This is a genomic window from Fodinibius halophilus (assembly GCF_011059105.1).
GTDB lineage: Bacteria > Bacteroidota > Rhodothermia > Balneolales > Balneolaceae > Fodinibius > Fodinibius halophilus.
Genome location: NZ_JAALLS010000011.1, coordinates 51,874 through 68,262, shown reverse-complemented (window position 1 = coordinate 68,262; position 16,389 = coordinate 51,874). Strand labels below are relative to the sequence as shown.

The following is a 16,389-nucleotide window of genomic DNA, read 5'->3' as shown; positions in this document are numbered from 1 at the left end:
TAAGATTAAAAGTAGCCACTAAACAAAAGATCGTCGCCAACCTGCTTCCATTCCACTTCACGAAATTCCATAATTTCAGACATATGGTTGATTCCGACGCCCAATACCGATCGTGCCCCTCCCCCCAGCATTTTGGGGGCAATAAAGCATTCCACCTTATCAACAAGGTTTTCACGCAGCAAAGCCGAAGCCAAACTTTGCCCGGCTTCAACCAATACCGACGTTACCGGCAGTTTTCCGAGTTCTTTTAACGCATCCCCCAGATCGGTATGCCCGTCCTTTTCATCTACCAGCAGCGTTGTGCCCCTAAAATAATCTGATTTTAGCATATTCAACATGGGATCAGCTTCTTCCCGGTACTTTTTTTGATTATGAGTCAGAACGATCGTCTTTTCTTCGTACTGGTCCGTAAATAAATTAAGTTCATCTGGCAGTTCCAGGGGACCATCAATAACAATACGTTTAGGCTGACGCCCCTCTACATGACGAACCGTTAGACGAGGATTGTCCAGCAATGTCGTATTTCGACCTACCATTACCGCATCGTACCTACTTCGCCATTCATGAACTAACGAACGTGAATGCTGTCCACTTATCCATTCAGAATCTCCATCCGGGGCAGCAATATATCCATCAAGGGTCTGAGCAATCTTAAGCGTAACAAATGGTCGCCCCCAGCGCTGGTGATGCAAAAAAAACTCATTCAGCTTTTCTGCTTCTTCTTTCAACACTCCAACTTCTACCTCAATATTATGATTCCTGAGGTATTGTATGCCTTTTCCTGCAACCTTGGGAGTAGGATCTTCCATTGCCACTACTACTCTGTCGATAGGCAACTCTGCCAACAACTCGCAGCAGGGAGGCGTATTTCCGTGGTGCGCACAGGGTTCCAGAGTAACATAAACGGTAGCCCCATCCAGCAGCTCTGAATTCGAAACAGAGTCAACAGCATTTTTTTCGGCATGGGCCTGGCCATATCGCTCGTGGATTCCCTGCCCTATTTTCTCTCCCTCAGCCGATACAATAACACAACCGACCATGGGGTTGGGTGAAACATATCCGGCCCCGCGTTCGGCAATTTCAAGAGCCAGGCTCATCCATTGTGTATCAGCTTCGTTCATAATATCAGAATAATAATATAACTAGTGATTTAAATAACCGTCGGTACAGACCTTGAACAATCACCAACAGTAAGATCAATAAAAGTGAGGGTAAACAGCTCGATTATGAAAAATAAAAAAGGGCAAGAAGAGTTTCTTCTTGCCCTCAATATCAAATAACGCTTCAAGACTATTACCCGCGAAGCAGCTGATCTCTGTTATCTTCGATATCAGCTTCTTCTTTCAATTCTTCAATCCAGGTACTCATAAATGCCGAGCTCTTTTTCTGCTGAAGCTGACGTCGAATCTGCTGTTTTGTAGTAGCAGTCAAGTTAGCAACGTCCGCCTCACGAAGTTCATTAACCTTTACAATAAATGCGGCACTTCTTCCTTCAATAGCCGTAGAACGATCTCCGGTATCCAAGCCAAAAATAGAACCGATCACTTTTGGTTCTCTACCTGCCCCGGGAATCGTAGCAGCATTTTGGGTAATAGACTGGGCCGTTGCCAGCTCTTTGCTTGCTGCTTCTGCCAAGGCCTGCATATTTTCATTCTCAGAAGCCAATTTATCAGCACGATCTAACATCGCCTGCTTTCGCTTTTTATTCTCAACAAGCGTGCGAATCTGACTTTTGACCTTGTCAAATGGCTGAGTACCGGCCGGAGTGATCTCAGAAACTTTAATAACCACAAACTGGCCTGCCAGTTCAATTGTTTTTGAGACCTTACCCTCATCAGCATTCTCTAAGAAATTCATAATCTGTCGGCTTTGCCCAATTCCGGAAATAAAATCATTTCCTTTCGTTGCAAAAGCCTCCTTCACCTTCAATTCGCGACGATCAACTTCGGTCTTGAACCCTTCCTGCTCAGCAAAATAACTGAAGTCATCCGCCTTTTCTGCCTGCTTGTCTATAGTAGCAATGGGATCTGCTTTAATATCTTGACTAAAAACAACAAAACGAACTTCGTCTGCTTTCTCTTCCAGCTTTTTCAACAGGTACAAACGCCCTTGATCTTTAATGAGATCTGTTACTTGCCCTTCATCCACATCAAGAACCGGGCTATACAGCTCACGCACATCGCTCTTGGGCACAAATTCTGCGCTGTACGGAGTAGAAGATTGATAACGATTTAAGAACAAGGAATCATTCTCTGCTTTAGCAAAGTCTGATTTCAACTGCTTCATATCCTTGATGGTACGAGCCGTATCCTGTGCCGTTGGTTTTTTGTCAAAAGAGACATACTTAAAGCGATACGATTCTTTGCGCTTATACTTGTCGGGATGATTATTGTAGTATGCGCGCAAATCATCTTCAGTAACGTTTATATCATTCTTATCAACATCTGCATAGGGGAACCGAACAAAAGAGATATCTGCCGATGTATTACGTTGAACATACTCTTGTTCTACTTCATAATCGCTTACCTGCATGGAAGATTGCAGATAGTTGCTCATTTTCTGCTGCCGGCGCTTTTGTCGCATCTGCTGCTCAATCTGGATCCAAACCTGTTTATTTTCAGGGGACTCAATAGCTGTTTGTAATGCTACACGATCTATAGTACCGTCTTCTTTGCCAAACTGTTGTCGGATAAAAGGATCGGGATTGGGACCGGTAATCATATCAACAACTTCTTGATCGGTAACCTTAATACCCAACTCATCCATCTTTTGCTGAATCAGCTTACCGGTAACCAGCTCATTCCAAACCTGCTCTTGGTACTGGGCCCGAACTTCCGGAGTCATAGAGCTACCGCTTTGGCGATTATATTGCTTCGTATAATACTGCATCCGATCATTGTACTCATTAAGCGAAATTGTTTCACCGTTAACGGCTCCCAGAGCTCGCGGCCCACGCTGTAGTACACTAAAAAAGTCGGTGTCTTGTAACATCCAAAGTACGCCGAATGAGAAAATAAGTACCCATAAGATAACGCCGGTACCTTTTCTCATTTTTTCCATTACACCCATATAAAAATCCTCTTATCTACGTCTTAATTAGTTCAAAAAAATGATGGCAGATTAATCCACCTTTTACAAGCTACCAAATATACAAGAAGCCTTTGCTAAGAGCAATTTCACTGCTACAGAAACTTTCGCACCAGTGATAACTGGCTGCTTTTAACCGAATTGTCAACCTGTTACAACTAAAATACCTCAATAAGCCGCATGTGCTTAAGATATTTTCGCGGATTTTCATTGATATTCTTAATCAGCAGATCCATCTCGGCCGACATCGACTCTAAATTATTGTACAGTGTGGAATCATTAACCAACTTACCCAAACTGCCTTCCCCGTTGTTAATTTTCGTCAATATCTGATTAAGCTGGGAATTTGTTTCTTGAAGATCTCTACTCAGAGCTTCCAACTCAGCCAATGAATTCTCAAACCCTGTCATAACTGAATCAACACGCGACTTATTACGCATACTAACCGTATCTACATTCGCTAAAAAGTTGCGTGCATGTCCAATACTCGATTCCAAGTCAGATTTTTTACGCTCAAAAAGCGTAGCAATATCATTAGATGTGGACCGGACATCTTCTATGACCTTATCCACTTTGCCTTGATTCTCTTTATCAACAACTTTGTTTAACTGTTCAAGCAATTCATTTAGCTTCCCAAAAGACTCCGAGACATCTTCACTGAGCTGCTCCCCTTCTTCTTTAAGAGTCTCCATCATACCGCCACTGTATACCCCTTCCATGGTACCGCCATATTTCAATTCTTCTTTCGCATCTCCGCGCTTTACTACAATCGCTTTTTCATTAAGCAATCCCGAAGATTCCAAATATGCCACTGAATTTTTAGGAAGACGTACATCCAGATCAAAACTCATGGTCACCTTTACACTGTCATTATTAGACAGCTGTAATTTTTTTACTGATCCTACCTTAACACCGTTAATATAAATATAGTTACCCGGCGAAAGGCCGTCCGTGCGATCAAAATAGGAATGTACCACTTTAGACTGCCGAAACAACGGCAAATCACTCATCATGCGATAGCCGATAAAACCGAAAGCAATAGCGGCTAAAATTGTTAATGCTACTTTTAGTTCATTATTAATCTTCAAAATATCTCCTTTTAATTTCTTATTTGATACTCACTGGCAGATACAAAACTCATCAACTCTTCATTATCACTGTCGCGTAACTCTTCAACAGTTCCATACCAATGAAGGCCTTGGTCTTCTAAAAATGCCACCTTTGTTGCAATTTTAAGTACGCTATGTATATCGTGCGTTACTACGATAGATGTAATATTTAAATTTTTTGCCATCGAAATGATAAGCTGATTAATCTCCTCAGACGTTTTAGGATCAAGGCCGGAAGTAGGCTCATCGTATATTAAGAAGTCTGGCTGTAGAATTGTAGCCCGGGCCAAGGCAACGCGACGCCGCATCCCCCCGGATAATTCAGCCGGTGATTTTTCACTGGTCCCGGCCAAATTAACCAATTCCAAGGCCTCCATCACTTTATCAGAAATCTCTTCTTCGTTCAGTTCTGTAAAGTAACGAAGCGGAAATGCAATATTCTCAAAAGTATTGAGCGAATCGAATAACGCCGACCCCTGGAACAGTACTCCAAAACGCTGGCGCATTTTCCGCAGAGAAATATATTCCAGATCAAAAACATTTCTACCATCAATAATAACTTCGCCGGAATCGGGGTACATAAGGGCATTCAAATGCTTTACCAATACTGATTTACCACAACCAGACCGCCCAATAATGGCGACGGTTTCGCCCTGTTCAATAGAAAAAGAAACGTCTTCCCAGACGAGGTTAGATCCAAAACTTTTTTTGAGATTGCGTATCTCTATCATTCTTTCTTACTATAATTATAAAAACACAGCAGCCAATACGAAATCAGCTAATAATACATATATACAGCTTAAAACCGTAGCTTGCGTTGTACTGTTTCCTACGCCCTCGGCCCCGCCACTTGCATAATATCCCTTAAAACAAGAAATCGAGGTTATTACATATCCAAAAACAAATGCCTTAAGCAGGCCAAAGGTAACATCCCAGGGATAAAATAAAGCTCGTGCTCCCTCAACATACTCCGCCGGGGTTACTGCACCGGACAAGTACCCGGCAGCCAACCCTCCTAAAATACCAGATATGCTGGCAAAAACATACAGCATTGGGAACATGATAAGTCCCGCTAATACACGTGGCAAAACCAAAAAAGAGACTGAATTAAAGCCCATTGACTCGAGAGCATCAATCTGTTCACTCACGCGCATTGTTCCCAGCTCGGTGGCAATACGTGCGCCCACTTTTCCGGCCAGCACCAAACTTGTTATTACTGCGGCCAGCTCAATAAGTAGTGATTCAGCAGTAATAGAACCGATAAAAGACTTAGAGATAAATGCCGAATCCAGCTGGTATGCTGTTTGTATTGTCATCACTGCTCCGGTAAAAATACCGGTCAGCAGAACAATAGGTACCGATTCGTACCCAATCTTCAACAGCTCGTTAATGAGATTTTTCTTATAGGTATTGAACTCATATAACGAGCGCAGCGACCGATATAACAACAGGCTATATCTTCCTAATTTTTCAAGTGCTTCCATAAATAATATTTTACTAAAATAACGCTGGAAACTATTAAATTTCCACGTAGTTGTCATTTCGAGCGCTTTATTTTTTCAACTATATTACATCCATCTTAAATTCTGGCGATTATACACCCTATGCAAGGATTTTATAACAATATTATCGATAATATTATAGCTCGAAGGATTACTATTGCCTCGACAATCTTGATTGTTGTTTTTATAGTGGGCTCAATCGGGTATCATCTTATTGAAGGATTGGCCTTTTTTGATGGGTTTTATATGACCTTTATCACTATCACTACCATTGGCTTTTCTGAGATTTCAAATTTGTCTTCGGCCGGTCGTGTCTTTACAATGATTGTTTTTGTGATGGGCATCGGTGTGATCTCCTATATTGCTTCACAAACCACACAGCTGATCTTTGAAAGTGAAATATTCAAAAAACGGGCTATGAAAAAACAACTTGAAAAAATGGAACAGCACTATATTGTAGCGGGTTATGGTCGAATTGGCCATCGTATTGCCGAAGTATTAAAAGAAGCAGATATCCCTATTGTTGTTATAGAAAATCGCAAAAGCAGCATCGAACGCATAAAAGATGATCAACTGTTGTATGTGGAAGGGGATGCCCAGGATGAAAGTGTTCTGCGCGAAGCCGGCATTAAACGAGCCAAAGGATTAATCTGCTCGCTCTCACGCGACCAGGATAATGTCTTTGTCACGCTTATTGGTCGTGAACTTAACCCCGATATCTTTATTCTTGTGCGAACAAACGAGCATCAAAATACGAAGAAAGTTTTAAGAGCCGGGGCCAATAAGGTGATTTCACCCTATGAAATTGGAGCCGACCGCATGGCCAATGTTATACTGCGTCCCCATGTTGACCAGTTTATGGATCGCCTTCGTAAAGATCCGGACCAAGACCATATTTTCGATGAAGTTAAGATCTTTGAAGGGTCAAACCTTGCAGGCAAAACTCTTGCCGAGGCTCAAATAAGACAAAAATATTTTGTCGTTATTATCGCAATTATTCCTGAAGATAAAGACACGATCCAATTTAACCCCGGTAGTAACGACCAGATTAATGTGGGCGACTCACTCATTGTTCTCGGAGACGTGGATCGCATTAAACACCTTCGAGAACAAGGATGCAAGGATTTCCGCACGCTCGAAGAACGCGTGTCTAAACACGACTTTATGAAACATATTAACCCTCACCAAAGCAATACCCAATCCGCATGATACGATACTTAACAGCCGGCGAATCACACGGTCCTCAACTAACCGGTATTACGGAAGGCGTTCCGGCCGGACTCCCCATCACCGAAGACGAAATTGCCTTACACCTAGCCCGACGCCAAAAAGGGTATGGGCGCGGCGGTCGCATGGCCTTTGAAAAAGACCGAGCCACTTTTCTATCGGGCGTTCGTTTCGGCGAAACAACCGGTGCTCCTATTGCGATGAGCATCCCCAATCGCGCCCACGAAAAAGACGACTCAAACTGGCCCAAGGTATTAAATAAAGAAGGCGATGGTGAGGATGTAGAAGCGATTACAGTCCCACGCCCCGGCCATGCCGACCTTACCGGCGTGCAAAAGTATCGGTATGATGATATACGACCTGCTATTGAGCGATCCAGTGCCCGCGAAACAGCCATGCGGGTAGCGTGTTGCTCCATCGCTCGCCAATTCCTGAAACATTTTGGGATTGAAATTGGCGGCCACGTAACGCGGGTAGGAAGTGTGGGCTATGAAGATTCCTGGGAAGATGTTCGTAAACGGGTAGGCCCGATGCTGAAAGATGGGGCTGAATCGGTGTTTGAAGAAGCAGACAAATCTCCGGTTCGTTGCCTGGACGAAGAGCTCACCCAAGAAATGCGTGATCTTATTATTAAGCGACGAAAGGAAGGAAGCTCACTGGGAGGTCACTGGGAAGTAATTGTTACCGGACTTCCGGCAGGTCTTGGTAGCTTTGTACATTGGGATCGCAAGCTCGATGGCAAGATTGCACAAGCAATAATGGGCACCCAGGCAATGAAAGGTGTTGAAATTGGCCAGGGATTTGAATCGGGTCGTCGCCACGGGCAAGTGGTGCATGATGAAATTATCTATGAAGATGATGACTTTAAACGCCGTACTAACCGCATGGGCGGTATTGAAGGGGGCATTTCTACGGGGATGCCGCTTATTGTTCGCGGCGTGATGAAACCGATCCCCACAATGCTTACCCCCATTGATACGGTCGATTTCAAATCCAAAGAAAAGAAGGATACGCGCTACGAACGGTCGGATGTATGTGCACTGCCCCGCGCTATTGTAGTTGTGGAAAGCGTTATTGCCACGGTACTCGCTAATGCTTTCCTGGAAAAGTTCGGCGGCGATTCTATCGAAGAGATTGAAGAACGGTACAGCAACTAATTTCTCTTTCCCGTTTTATTCAAATACAGATTAAGTGACCAGGTGATTACGTTACTAAGTAACAAAGTGACCCCGTCAAACGGGGCACGGCAAGAGAAAGACCGACGACTGATGATGGCAACCGCCTAATCTCCCCTTGAGGGGAGTACGGCGAAGCGGGAGGGGTGTTTTATTGGTATTTGAGTAATTAAGTGATTGGGGGGACCAACCATTAAAAATGCAATGCCATCTCGAACGTCCCCCCCTGACATAAGCTCTTGAAGCGATCCGTAAGACATAGGTAATAAGTGTACCATATAAATTTTTTTTAACTTTAATGACCTTTCCTTATCCCTTTTGTCTTGACACAAAAGAGACTAAAAAGTCAAGGCTTAAGAATTGTAACCCAGCATATCTTTTCATCCTTATAGTTTATAAATTCAACCTACATCATTAGTTTCTCTATAGAAAAGTGAATCTCTTTTCATCAAGATCACGTATATTCTTTAGTGATTTTTGATGAAACATAGAATACCATCCCAAGCTATACGTTAGCATAACTGGTTATGAGTAAAGACAACAAATCCAAGATCAAACAGCTTGCCAGGCAGATAAAAAACAATCCCGGTGATTCATTTTCAAAGTTTGCACTGGGCCTGGAATTTCGCAAGAACGGTGAATTTAAAAAAGCACGGATCCTTTTCGAGGATATCTTGAGCAGCGATCCTGACTATGTGGGCGTTTACTATCACCTTGGCAAACTGTATGAAGCCCTGGATCGGCTCACCGATGCCAAGGAACTCTATAATGATGGCATTGAAGTGGCCCAAACGCAGAGCGAAACGCGTACTGAAATGGAGTTAAAAGAAGCTCTTAACCAAGTGGAAATTGAAATTGAACAACGGACAAATTAATGAGCTCACAACGCACTATCTTTCTCAAATCTGTTATTCCGTTTATCACTCTCCTATTAGTGATTACCCTAGGATCTTTAGCTCAAAGCACAACTCATACTGTAAAAGAAGGAGAAACACTTTTTAGTATTGCTCAACAATATGGGATAGAAGTACAACAACTCAAGAAATGGAATGCTGATATTACTGCTAATGAGCTTTCAGTAGGCCAATCGCTTATAATTCGTGCCGGCAATCCCAACAATGAAGATAAAACCGTCCACACTGTAGAAAAACAAGAAACATTGTTTTCGATCTCTAAAATGTATAACGTAAGCATAGCAGAGATCAAAAGATGGAACGAGCTTTCATCAAACAATCTATCGGTAGGACAAAAATTGGTAATCTACCCTTCTAAAGAGAGCGACAAAAAGAGATCCATTGTTGTGGAAGAAGATACTCAACAAAATACCTATTATACCGTTAAAAGCGGAGACTCTTTATACCGCATTGCCCAATCGCATAATATGTCAGTTGCAGAACTTAAAGAGCTTAATGACTTGTCATCAAATACTATTCGTATTGGGCAAAAACTTACGGTCAGAAGTCAGGGCGGTGAAGCACCACCCTCGGTGGCCTCAAAAGCAAACTCTTCGCCCCAAGGCAAATTCATCTCCTATAAAGTCACCGAGGGAACAAAATCCGTTGATGAATTACTCAATAAATTCCGGATGAGTGAAACTGAGTTTCGGGCCCTTAACAACGGTATTAAAGGCTCCACTTTGCGACCGGGACAAACAGTAACGGTTTTAGCACCTCCTACCAAGAGTTATAACAATCCCTATCTCAATGATGCGAACAAGAAAAGCCTGGGTAGCACATCCGTGTCTAAATACGGTAAAAATGAAAAAGCGAGCCCAACCACCAATGGTGAACTTTACAATCCCCAGGCTCTTACTGCCGCACATTCAAACATCGCGCTGGGCTCTGTTATCTTCATAGAAAATCCTGAAAACAAAAAGGGAATTTATGTTCGAATTAATGATCGTAATTCGGGCAGCTCTCTTAAACTATCTGCTACTGCCTGGCAGCTTTTAGGATTTACCAGTAGCGAACCAACGGTAATGATCTATCAAAACTGATGGCAAAAACAACGAATAGTATTCGAAGTTATTTTTTGACAACCCACACGCTGCTATACAGCTACCTCATTAGCTTGCCCCTGCTATTGGCATATGAGGTGCTCATCTATATAGCCCAACCTAATGCCGAGCAAATTGTACGCATTTCAGTTGATGTATGGGTCAAAACCCTATTTTCATACGTCGGTCAGGATGTACTGTCCATTACCCTCATCTTTGTAGCATTGTTGGGAATCTATGTTCTATATAGCGAACGAAATCGACTCTCATCATTAAAGCTGCGTTACTTTGGCGTCATGATATTAGAATCTTCGGTATATGCCTTTATTCTTGGCCTGTTGCTTACCGTTACTGTAAGTAATTTGTTACAAATGGTGCAGACCTCACCAATGGAGAGCCTCTCTATAATACAACAACTTGCTCTTTCTCTGGGCGCCGGACTATATGAAGAGCTCTTTTTTCGCGTAATTCTGGTGACGTCCCTTCTTTATATTTTTAAACGCCTGTTCTCTAATAACTACATCTCTTGGGGATCTGCAATCATTTTAGCAGCCCTGATCTTTAGTTTTGTACACTATGTAGGCGTGATGGGCGACCCCTTTACATTTGGATCTTTTTTGTTTCGCTTTCTGTTTGGATTAGCTCTTAACGCCATTTACCTATGGCGTGGCTTTGGCATTGCAGCCTGGACTCATGCTATTTATGACTTAATGGTAATTATCTATTGAATCTAGTAAGAAAAGCATTTTTAAAATCGTCAAAAAAAATATAAATCTAAATATTATATAATTTCGTATTAAATAATAGCTATCAGCACTATCTATTAAAATGATTAACGTTTTATAATCATATTTAATATACTACATGTACTGGCAGAATAAGAAGCGGGATGTTTGAAGATGTAATACAGTTTTACACTAACAGGCTATAATCACAAACGCTTATCCATCGGGATGGCTAAATTAACCAAAGACGAACTCCAGAAACAGGAAGATTTTGAGGAAGAAATTATTCCTCATCTGGATGCTATGTATAATTTTGCATTGCGCCTTACATCAGATCCCAGCGATGCTGAAGACCTAGTGCAGGATACGATTGTCAAAGCATTTCGGTTTTTTAGCAGCTACGAAAAAGGGACCAATGCTAAAGCTTGGCTGTTCCGGATCCTAAAAAACTCGTACATCAATAATTATCGTAAAAAGTCTAAGCAGCCTAACCAAGTCGATTACGACGAAGTTGCTACTTTTTATGAGACTATAAGAGCAGAACGTACCGATACTTCAGATCTGGAAGATAAGATGTTTCGGGATCTCATTGATGATGACATCTCGAATGCCCTGGAGGAACTGCCCGAAGATTTCCGAACGGTGGTCTTATTGTGTGACATCGAAGATTTTACCTATGAAGAGATTGCCAACATGCTGGATGTCCCTATTGGCACCATTCGATCTCGGCTACACCGTGGACGAAATTTATTGAAAGATCAGCTCGTTGAGTATGCTGAAAAACGCGGCTACCAACCTGATCCGGAATAAACAGATAGCTTTACCTACTTCTTTGCACCTGCCTATTTTGCATATCAGTTGATAAGGTTACCCGCATTGTCGTACCACTTCCCAATTCAGATTCGTGAATTTCCAGCTTACCCCGGTGGTAGTCTTCAATAATACGTTTTGTAAGACTCAACCCTAATCCCCACCCCCTTTTCTTTGTACTATAACCGGGCTTAAAAACTTCGTTTTGGTACTTCTTTTCAATCCCTACACCTGTATCCTTAACATCAATATATACCTCATCACCAAAGCGTCCCAGTATTATAGAGACCTGCGACTTTGCCGCTTTAGAATTAATGGCATCCATCGCATTTTTGACTAAGTTCTCCATGGCCCACTGAAACAGATCGGGATTCACTTTTGCCTGAATATTTTCATCAAGCTTTCGATATACATCAACATTCTTTTTTAGCTGTGGCAGTCGTTGCTCCATATAATCGAGTACTTCTCTCAAAATAGGGGCTAGTTTCTGAAGCTTCAGTTCCGGTTCGGAGCCAATCTTATTAAAGCGTTCTGCCACTCCCCGCAATCGTGAAATGTCATTATCCAACTCATTACATATGCGCTGTGTAAATGGGTCATCTTTCTTTTCCTCTCGAAGTAATTCTACCCAACCATACAAACTGGAAAGCGGTGTGCCAAGCTGGTGAGCGGCCTCTTTGGTCATACCCACCCACAAGTTCGACTGCTCTGATTTTGTAATAGTACGGTAGCTTACAACTCCAATACCCAGCAATAAGGCAAGAAGGCTAAACTGTATGTAAGGGAAGTAACGAAGGTAACGCACCGTAGGACTCTCGCCATAGTATACATACTGGCGCTGCGAATATTGCTGATTTCCCAGCGTTATTTCGATGGGATCATGCATAGCAGCAAACCGATCAATCAGTTCTTGGTTCAGAGGTTCATCAACATGAGATTCTGCAATTATTTCTCCCTGTTCATCCACAATAATCCGCGGAACCTGAAATCGATCTTCACTTATTACAATTTCCTGCGTAACAAACGTTTGGGAGGCCCGATCGGCCTCGGCCTCCTCAATAACTGCAGCAATACTATCGGGAACCGCATCATTTTGGCGCAGATAACGAGAAACCTCTAATAAGTTTCGGCTAATCTGCTCTTGGGTGGGATTACTGGTATACTCAATTGCCTTTGCCCAAAGTTCAATGCCCGATCGTTCCTGCGTTAAAATACGATCAATCAAATATTTATTGTAGGCAAATGAACCGATACCCAGCAGTATTAACAGCCCAATAAGGGCAATATTTATTCTATTTGATGTGAGTTGAATTTTCATACCTAACCTTTAGAACCGCCAAAAAGATCATAATGTACAGTAAACCACTCGACATTTTACAAAATAAAAAAGGCATCACCGAATGATGATGCCTTTTTCCTAATATTCCTTTACTCTTTATGCCGAAGCTTTGCGCTTTTCGTATACCGGCGGCGCATCATCTTCGATCGTCTCACGCGTTATCACACAACGTTCAATATTATCCATTGAAGGAAGAGTAAACATAATCTCAAGCATAGAACCTTCCATTATGGAGCGAAGACCACGTGCACCGGTTTTTCGTTTCATAGCCTTCTCGACAATAACTTCCAGGGCTTCCTCTTCAAAAATCAATTCTACCCCTTCCATCTGGAACAGCTTTTTATACTGCTTGGTAAGAGCATTCTTAGGCTTAACCAAAATCTCAACCATTGCATCTTTCGAAAGCTGATGCAATCCTGAAATAACCGGCAGACGACCAATCAGCTCTGGAATTAATCCATAACGCTGAAGATCTTGTGCCTCTACATGAGTAAAGATATCGGGATCTTCCTTATCAAAGGTCACCTGTTCTTCGGTATGGAAGCCTAATGAACTCACAGAAAGACGCTTGGCAATAATTTCTTCGAGCCCACTGAAAGCACCACCGCAGATAAAGAGGATATCCGAAGTATCAACTTGGATAAAACTCTGCTCGGGATGCTTGCGTCCACCTTTGGGTGGGATATTTGCAGTTGTTCCTTCTAAAATCTTCAACAACGCCTGCTGTACGCCTTCTCCCGACACATCGCGAGTTATCGATGGGTTATCACTCTTACGAGCTACTTTGTCTACCTCGTCGATATATACAATCCCGCGTTTAGCCTGCTCTACGTCATAATCGGCAGACTGCAAGAGACTTGATAAAATACTTTCTACATCTTCGCCTACGTATCCGGCTTCTGTCAACACGGTAGCATCGGCGATTGTGAAAGGCACATCAATAATGTTAGCCATTGTTTTGGCCAGCAGGGTTTTTCCACAACCGGTAGGCCCAAGTAACACGATGTTACTTTTTTCTACTTCCGTATCACCAAACTCATCATTAAGATCAGAACTAATACGTTTGTAGTGATTATAAACAGCAACAGATAATGTTTTCTTTGCCCCTTCCTGTCCAATCACGTACTCATCCAGCCGTGATTTTATTTCTGCCGGTTTCAGTATGGGCTTGTAGTTTTTTTCTCGCTTCTCAGACATTGAAGCTAAATCGCTCTTAACAATGCCAGAAGCATCTGCTACACACCGGTCGCAGATATACACATCATTGGGACCGGCAACCATGCTGTTCACTTCATGGCTTGACCGACCACAAAACGAGCAGTGTATTGTTTTATCATTATTTTTTTCTTGGTCGCTCATTATACTTTGCCTACTTCTATGCTAATTATATTGACTATTCCTCGTCTTTCTTCTTAGCGTTCTCCATAATATTATCTACCAGACCGTAGTCTTTTGCTTCCTGCGAAGTTAACCACTTATTACGGTCCGAATCTTCCATTACAGTTTCAACATCTTTGCCACTGTGCTCAGCCAGAATCTCAGAGAGTAACTGCTTAATTCGCAGAATCTCTTGTGCTTCAATTTCAATATCACTGGCCTGCCCTTGCACACCACCCAACGGCTGGTGAATCATCACACGAGCATTGGGCAATAGATTACGCTTACCGGATTCGCCACCGGCTAACAGTACCGCTCCCATAGAGGCAGCCATTCCTACACAAGTAGTAACAATATCACAACTTACATACTGCATAGTATCATAAATAGCCAAACCCGCAGAAACAACACCGCCCGGGCTGTTGATGTAGATATTGATATCTTTTTCAGGATCTTCGGCCTGGAGATACAATATCTGAGCAACAATAGAGCTGGCTACTGCGTCATTAATGGGAGTGCCCAAAAAGATAATCCGATCTTTAAGTAAGCGCGAATAAATATCAAAGGCACGCTCACCGCGTTCCGTCTTTTCAACGACCATCGGAACCAAGTTGTTATTTTGGATCCGAGATGTTTCACCGCTTCCAATATTTGGCATTTCGTAAAGTGGTTGCTTATCCATAGACTGCTATAATAATTATCTGAAATTTAATTCACTTCTTGAGAACCAAAAGCTTAGGCTTTTACCTTGTCGTCATGCTTTTCTTGATACTCTTCCTTATCAATTTCGTTGACTTCCACTTCATCTCTCAACTTATCAAACACTTTCTGCTCACGGATACTTTTTCGCAAGCTTTCAAGTTGCTGCGGATTTTGAGCAAACATGTTCCGCATTTGGTCAACACTAATGCCATAACGAGCTGCTTCGCCCTCTAAGTGCTCATCTATATCTTCGGGTTTTATCTCGATATCATCAAATTTTTCTTGCAGCTTTTCATTTAAGAAGAACCACATGGCATCGCGTGTTGCACGTTCTTCCATATTTTCTTTGTACTCCTCCTCATCGAAGCCGGGAGGTAGCTGTCCTTGCGACTGCTGCTTAACACGTTCTACATACTGGTTAAGAATTTGATTCTCGAATACATCCGGTACATCAAATTCATGTTCTTCAACAAGCGCATCGATAATATCGTTCTTAAAAAGATCATCCGCTGACTGATCGTAGTGATCCTGAATCTGGCTCTTAATCAGGCTTTTGTACTCATCAACATTTTTGGCTTCTCCGTTGCTTTGCTCCTTGGCAAACTGATCAGTAAGATCAGCCTTATGCGGCTTCTCAACTTTTTTAACGATTAACTGGAAATTGTGTGTATGGTCATCGTGCCCAATTTCCACATCTACTTCATCTCCGGTTTGCCGGCCCAGAAGGTCCTCGCGAAACTCATTAGACTCTTCCTTACTCAGATCAATAACCTCTTCGGCCTTATTTTCTTCGTCAAGCTCCCCATCCTCATCAACAGGGATAGCATCAACAGTAACCCGGTAATCATCTTCGATCTCTTCTTCGACCTCTTCCCAGTTCCCGGCCTGTTGTAGCTGACGATCAATCTCTTCCTCAACTTCCTCGTCTGTCACATCATGCACAAGGCGATCTACTTCGATCTCCTCAAGCTCAGACAATTCAAACTCAGGACGTGCCCCAACCTTAAACTTAGCTTCGAGCTCATCGTTTTCCCAAGTAAGGTCCAACATCTGGCTTTCACCGACAGGCTCATGCTCGGGAACGACCTTTTCCTCAAAGATTTCTTGAACAAAATTGCTAATCTCTTCCGACTCGATCTCGTCCCCAAAACGCTTCTTAATAATTTTAATCGGCACTTTGCCGGGACGGAAACCGGGCATATTAATTTGCCCACGATACTTCTTGTAGGCTTCCTTAAACTTCGGCTCCAGATCTTCGCGTACAGCCGAGATTACAATTTCTTTGTCAACGGAGGTGATATCATTTACAGTTATTTCCACAGAACTACTCCAAAAAGGTA

At 42.5% G+C, this 16,389-nt stretch carries 15 protein-coding genes; 6 read left to right on the top strand and 9 right to left on the bottom strand.

Annotation, left to right across the window (positions count from 1 at the left end; genetic code table 11):
• Window positions 1-5: 5 nt before the first annotated feature.
• The 5 genes from ribD to G3569_RS09765 form a co-directional block, all read right to left on the bottom strand.
• On the bottom strand, window positions 6-1,121 hold the full coding sequence (gene ribD, locus G3569_RS09785) for a bifunctional diaminohydroxyphosphoribosylaminopyrimidine deaminase/5-amino-6-(5-phosphoribosylamino)uracil reductase RibD (protein ID WP_165268596.1): 1,116 nt from the start codon (window positions 1,119-1,121) through the stop codon (window positions 6-8).
• A 172-nt stretch (window positions 1,122-1,293) separates the two neighbouring features.
• A complete protein-coding gene (locus G3569_RS09780) occupies window positions 1,294-3,069 on the bottom strand; it encodes a SurA N-terminal domain-containing protein (RefSeq protein WP_165268594.1) in 1,776 nt (591 codons plus the stop codon).
• A gap of 176 nt (window positions 3,070-3,245) precedes the next feature.
• Entirely contained in the window at window positions 3,246-4,175 is a 930-nt protein-coding gene (locus G3569_RS09775) for an MlaD family protein (RefSeq protein ID WP_165268592.1), read from the bottom strand.
• A gap of 11 nt (window positions 4,176-4,186) precedes the next feature.
• The gene (locus tag G3569_RS09770; RefSeq protein ID WP_165268590.1) at window positions 4,187-4,927 is read right to left on the bottom strand and encodes an ABC transporter ATP-binding protein; all 741 of its coding nucleotides are present in this window, start codon (window positions 4,925-4,927) and stop codon (window positions 4,187-4,189) included.
• A 15-nt stretch (window positions 4,928-4,942) separates the two neighbouring features.
• Window positions 4,943-5,680, bottom strand: coding sequence for an MlaE family ABC transporter permease (locus G3569_RS09765; RefSeq protein ID WP_165268588.1), 738 nt, complete (start codon window positions 5,678-5,680; stop codon window positions 4,943-4,945).
• 120 nt (window positions 5,681-5,800) lie between these two features.
• Here G3569_RS09765 and G3569_RS09760 point away from each other — a divergent pair, with 120 nt between their 5' ends.
• The 6 genes from G3569_RS09760 (at window position 5,801) to G3569_RS09735 (ending at window position 11,631) form a co-directional block, all read left to right on the top strand.
• Window positions 5,801-6,907 (top strand): potassium channel family protein, encoded by a 1,107-nt coding sequence (locus G3569_RS09760; protein ID WP_165268586.1) that lies wholly within the window; start codon window positions 5,801-5,803, stop codon window positions 6,905-6,907.
• On the top strand, window positions 6,904-8,082 hold the full coding sequence (gene aroC / locus G3569_RS09755; RefSeq protein ID WP_165268584.1) for a chorismate synthase: 1,179 nt from the start codon (window positions 6,904-6,906) through the stop codon (window positions 8,080-8,082). The genes G3569_RS09760 and aroC overlap by 4 nt, the downstream gene beginning before the upstream one ends.
• A gap of 545 nt (window positions 8,083-8,627) precedes the next feature.
• A complete protein-coding gene (locus tag G3569_RS09750; RefSeq protein WP_165268582.1) occupies window positions 8,628-8,975 on the top strand; it encodes a tetratricopeptide repeat protein in 348 nt (115 codons plus the stop codon).
• Complete coding sequence (locus G3569_RS09745) at window positions 8,975-10,096, top strand: LysM peptidoglycan-binding domain-containing protein (protein WP_165268580.1); 1,122 nt, start codon at window positions 8,975-8,977, stop codon at window positions 10,094-10,096. The genes G3569_RS09750 and G3569_RS09745 overlap by 1 nt, the downstream gene beginning before the upstream one ends.
• Window positions 10,096-10,824, top strand: a complete 729-nt coding sequence (locus G3569_RS09740) for a CPBP family intramembrane glutamic endopeptidase (protein WP_165268578.1) — start codon at window positions 10,096-10,098, stop codon at window positions 10,822-10,824. The genes G3569_RS09745 and G3569_RS09740 overlap by 1 nt, the downstream gene beginning before the upstream one ends.
• Before the next feature lie 225 nt (window positions 10,825-11,049).
• On the top strand, window positions 11,050-11,631 hold the full coding sequence (locus tag G3569_RS09735) for a sigma-70 family RNA polymerase sigma factor (protein ID WP_165268576.1): 582 nt from the start codon (window positions 11,050-11,052) through the stop codon (window positions 11,629-11,631).
• Window positions 11,632-11,641: 10 nt separating this feature from the next.
• Here the strand turns inward: G3569_RS09735 and G3569_RS09730 are convergent, their stop codons facing one another.
• From G3569_RS09730 to tig, 4 genes are all read right to left on the bottom strand, one after another.
• Window positions 11,642-12,949, bottom strand: a complete 1,308-nt coding sequence (locus G3569_RS09730; protein ID WP_205720121.1) for an ATP-binding protein — start codon at window positions 12,947-12,949, stop codon at window positions 11,642-11,644.
• A 117-nt stretch (window positions 12,950-13,066) separates the two neighbouring features.
• Complete coding sequence (clpX, locus tag G3569_RS09725; RefSeq protein ID WP_165268574.1) at window positions 13,067-14,329, bottom strand: ATP-dependent Clp protease ATP-binding subunit ClpX; 1,263 nt, start codon at window positions 14,327-14,329, stop codon at window positions 13,067-13,069.
• Between the two features lie 34 nt (window positions 14,330-14,363).
• Window positions 14,364-15,005 carry an ATP-dependent Clp endopeptidase proteolytic subunit ClpP gene (gene clpP, locus G3569_RS09720; RefSeq protein WP_165268712.1) on the bottom strand — a complete coding sequence of 214 codons (642 nt, stop codon included), beginning with the start codon at window positions 15,003-15,005 and terminating at the stop codon, window positions 14,364-14,366.
• A gap of 77 nt (window positions 15,006-15,082) precedes the next feature.
• Window positions 15,083-16,369: a trigger factor gene (tig, locus tag G3569_RS09715; protein WP_165268572.1), complete on the bottom strand. Its 1,287-nt coding sequence runs from the start codon at window positions 16,367-16,369 to the stop codon at window positions 15,083-15,085.
• Window positions 16,370-16,389 lie beyond the last annotated feature (20 nt).

Bases quoted from the DNA above. Each gene is read 5' to 3' on its own strand.
- G3569_RS09750 (WP_165268582.1), top strand. From the start codon at position 8,628: ATGAGTAAAGACAACAAATCCAAGATCAAACAGCTTGCCAGGCAGATA.
- G3569_RS09765 (WP_165268588.1), bottom strand. From the start codon at position 5,680: ATGGAAGCACTTGAAAAATTAGGAAGATATAGCCTGTTGTTATATCGG.
- G3569_RS09760 (WP_165268586.1), top strand. From the start codon at position 5,801: ATGCAAGGATTTTATAACAATATTATCGATAATATTATAGCTCGAAGG.
- clpX (WP_165268574.1), bottom strand. From the start codon at position 14,329: ATGAGCGACCAAGAAAAAAATAATGATAAAACAATACACTGCTCGTTT.
- G3569_RS09730 (WP_205720121.1), bottom strand. From the start codon at position 12,949: ATGAAAATTCAACTCACATCAAATAGAATAAATATTGCCCTTATTGGG.
- G3569_RS09780 (WP_165268594.1), bottom strand. From the start codon at position 3,069: ATGGGTGTAATGGAAAAAATGAGAAAAGGTACCGGCGTTATCTTATGG.
- clpP (WP_165268712.1), bottom strand. From the start codon at position 15,005: ATGCCAAATATTGGAAGCGGTGAAACATCTCGGATCCAAAATAACAAC.
- ribD (WP_165268596.1), bottom strand. From the start codon at position 1,121: ATGAACGAAGCTGATACACAATGGATGAGCCTGGCTCTTGAAATTGCC.
- G3569_RS09770 (WP_165268590.1), bottom strand. From the start codon at position 4,927: ATGATAGAGATACGCAATCTCAAAAAAAGTTTTGGATCTAACCTCGTC.
- G3569_RS09745 (WP_165268580.1), top strand. From the start codon at position 8,975: ATGAGCTCACAACGCACTATCTTTCTCAAATCTGTTATTCCGTTTATC.
- aroC (WP_165268584.1), top strand. From the start codon at position 6,904: ATGATACGATACTTAACAGCCGGCGAATCACACGGTCCTCAACTAACC.
- G3569_RS09735 (WP_165268576.1), top strand. From the start codon at position 11,050: ATGGCTAAATTAACCAAAGACGAACTCCAGAAACAGGAAGATTTTGAG.
- G3569_RS09740 (WP_165268578.1), top strand. From the start codon at position 10,096: ATGGCAAAAACAACGAATAGTATTCGAAGTTATTTTTTGACAACCCAC.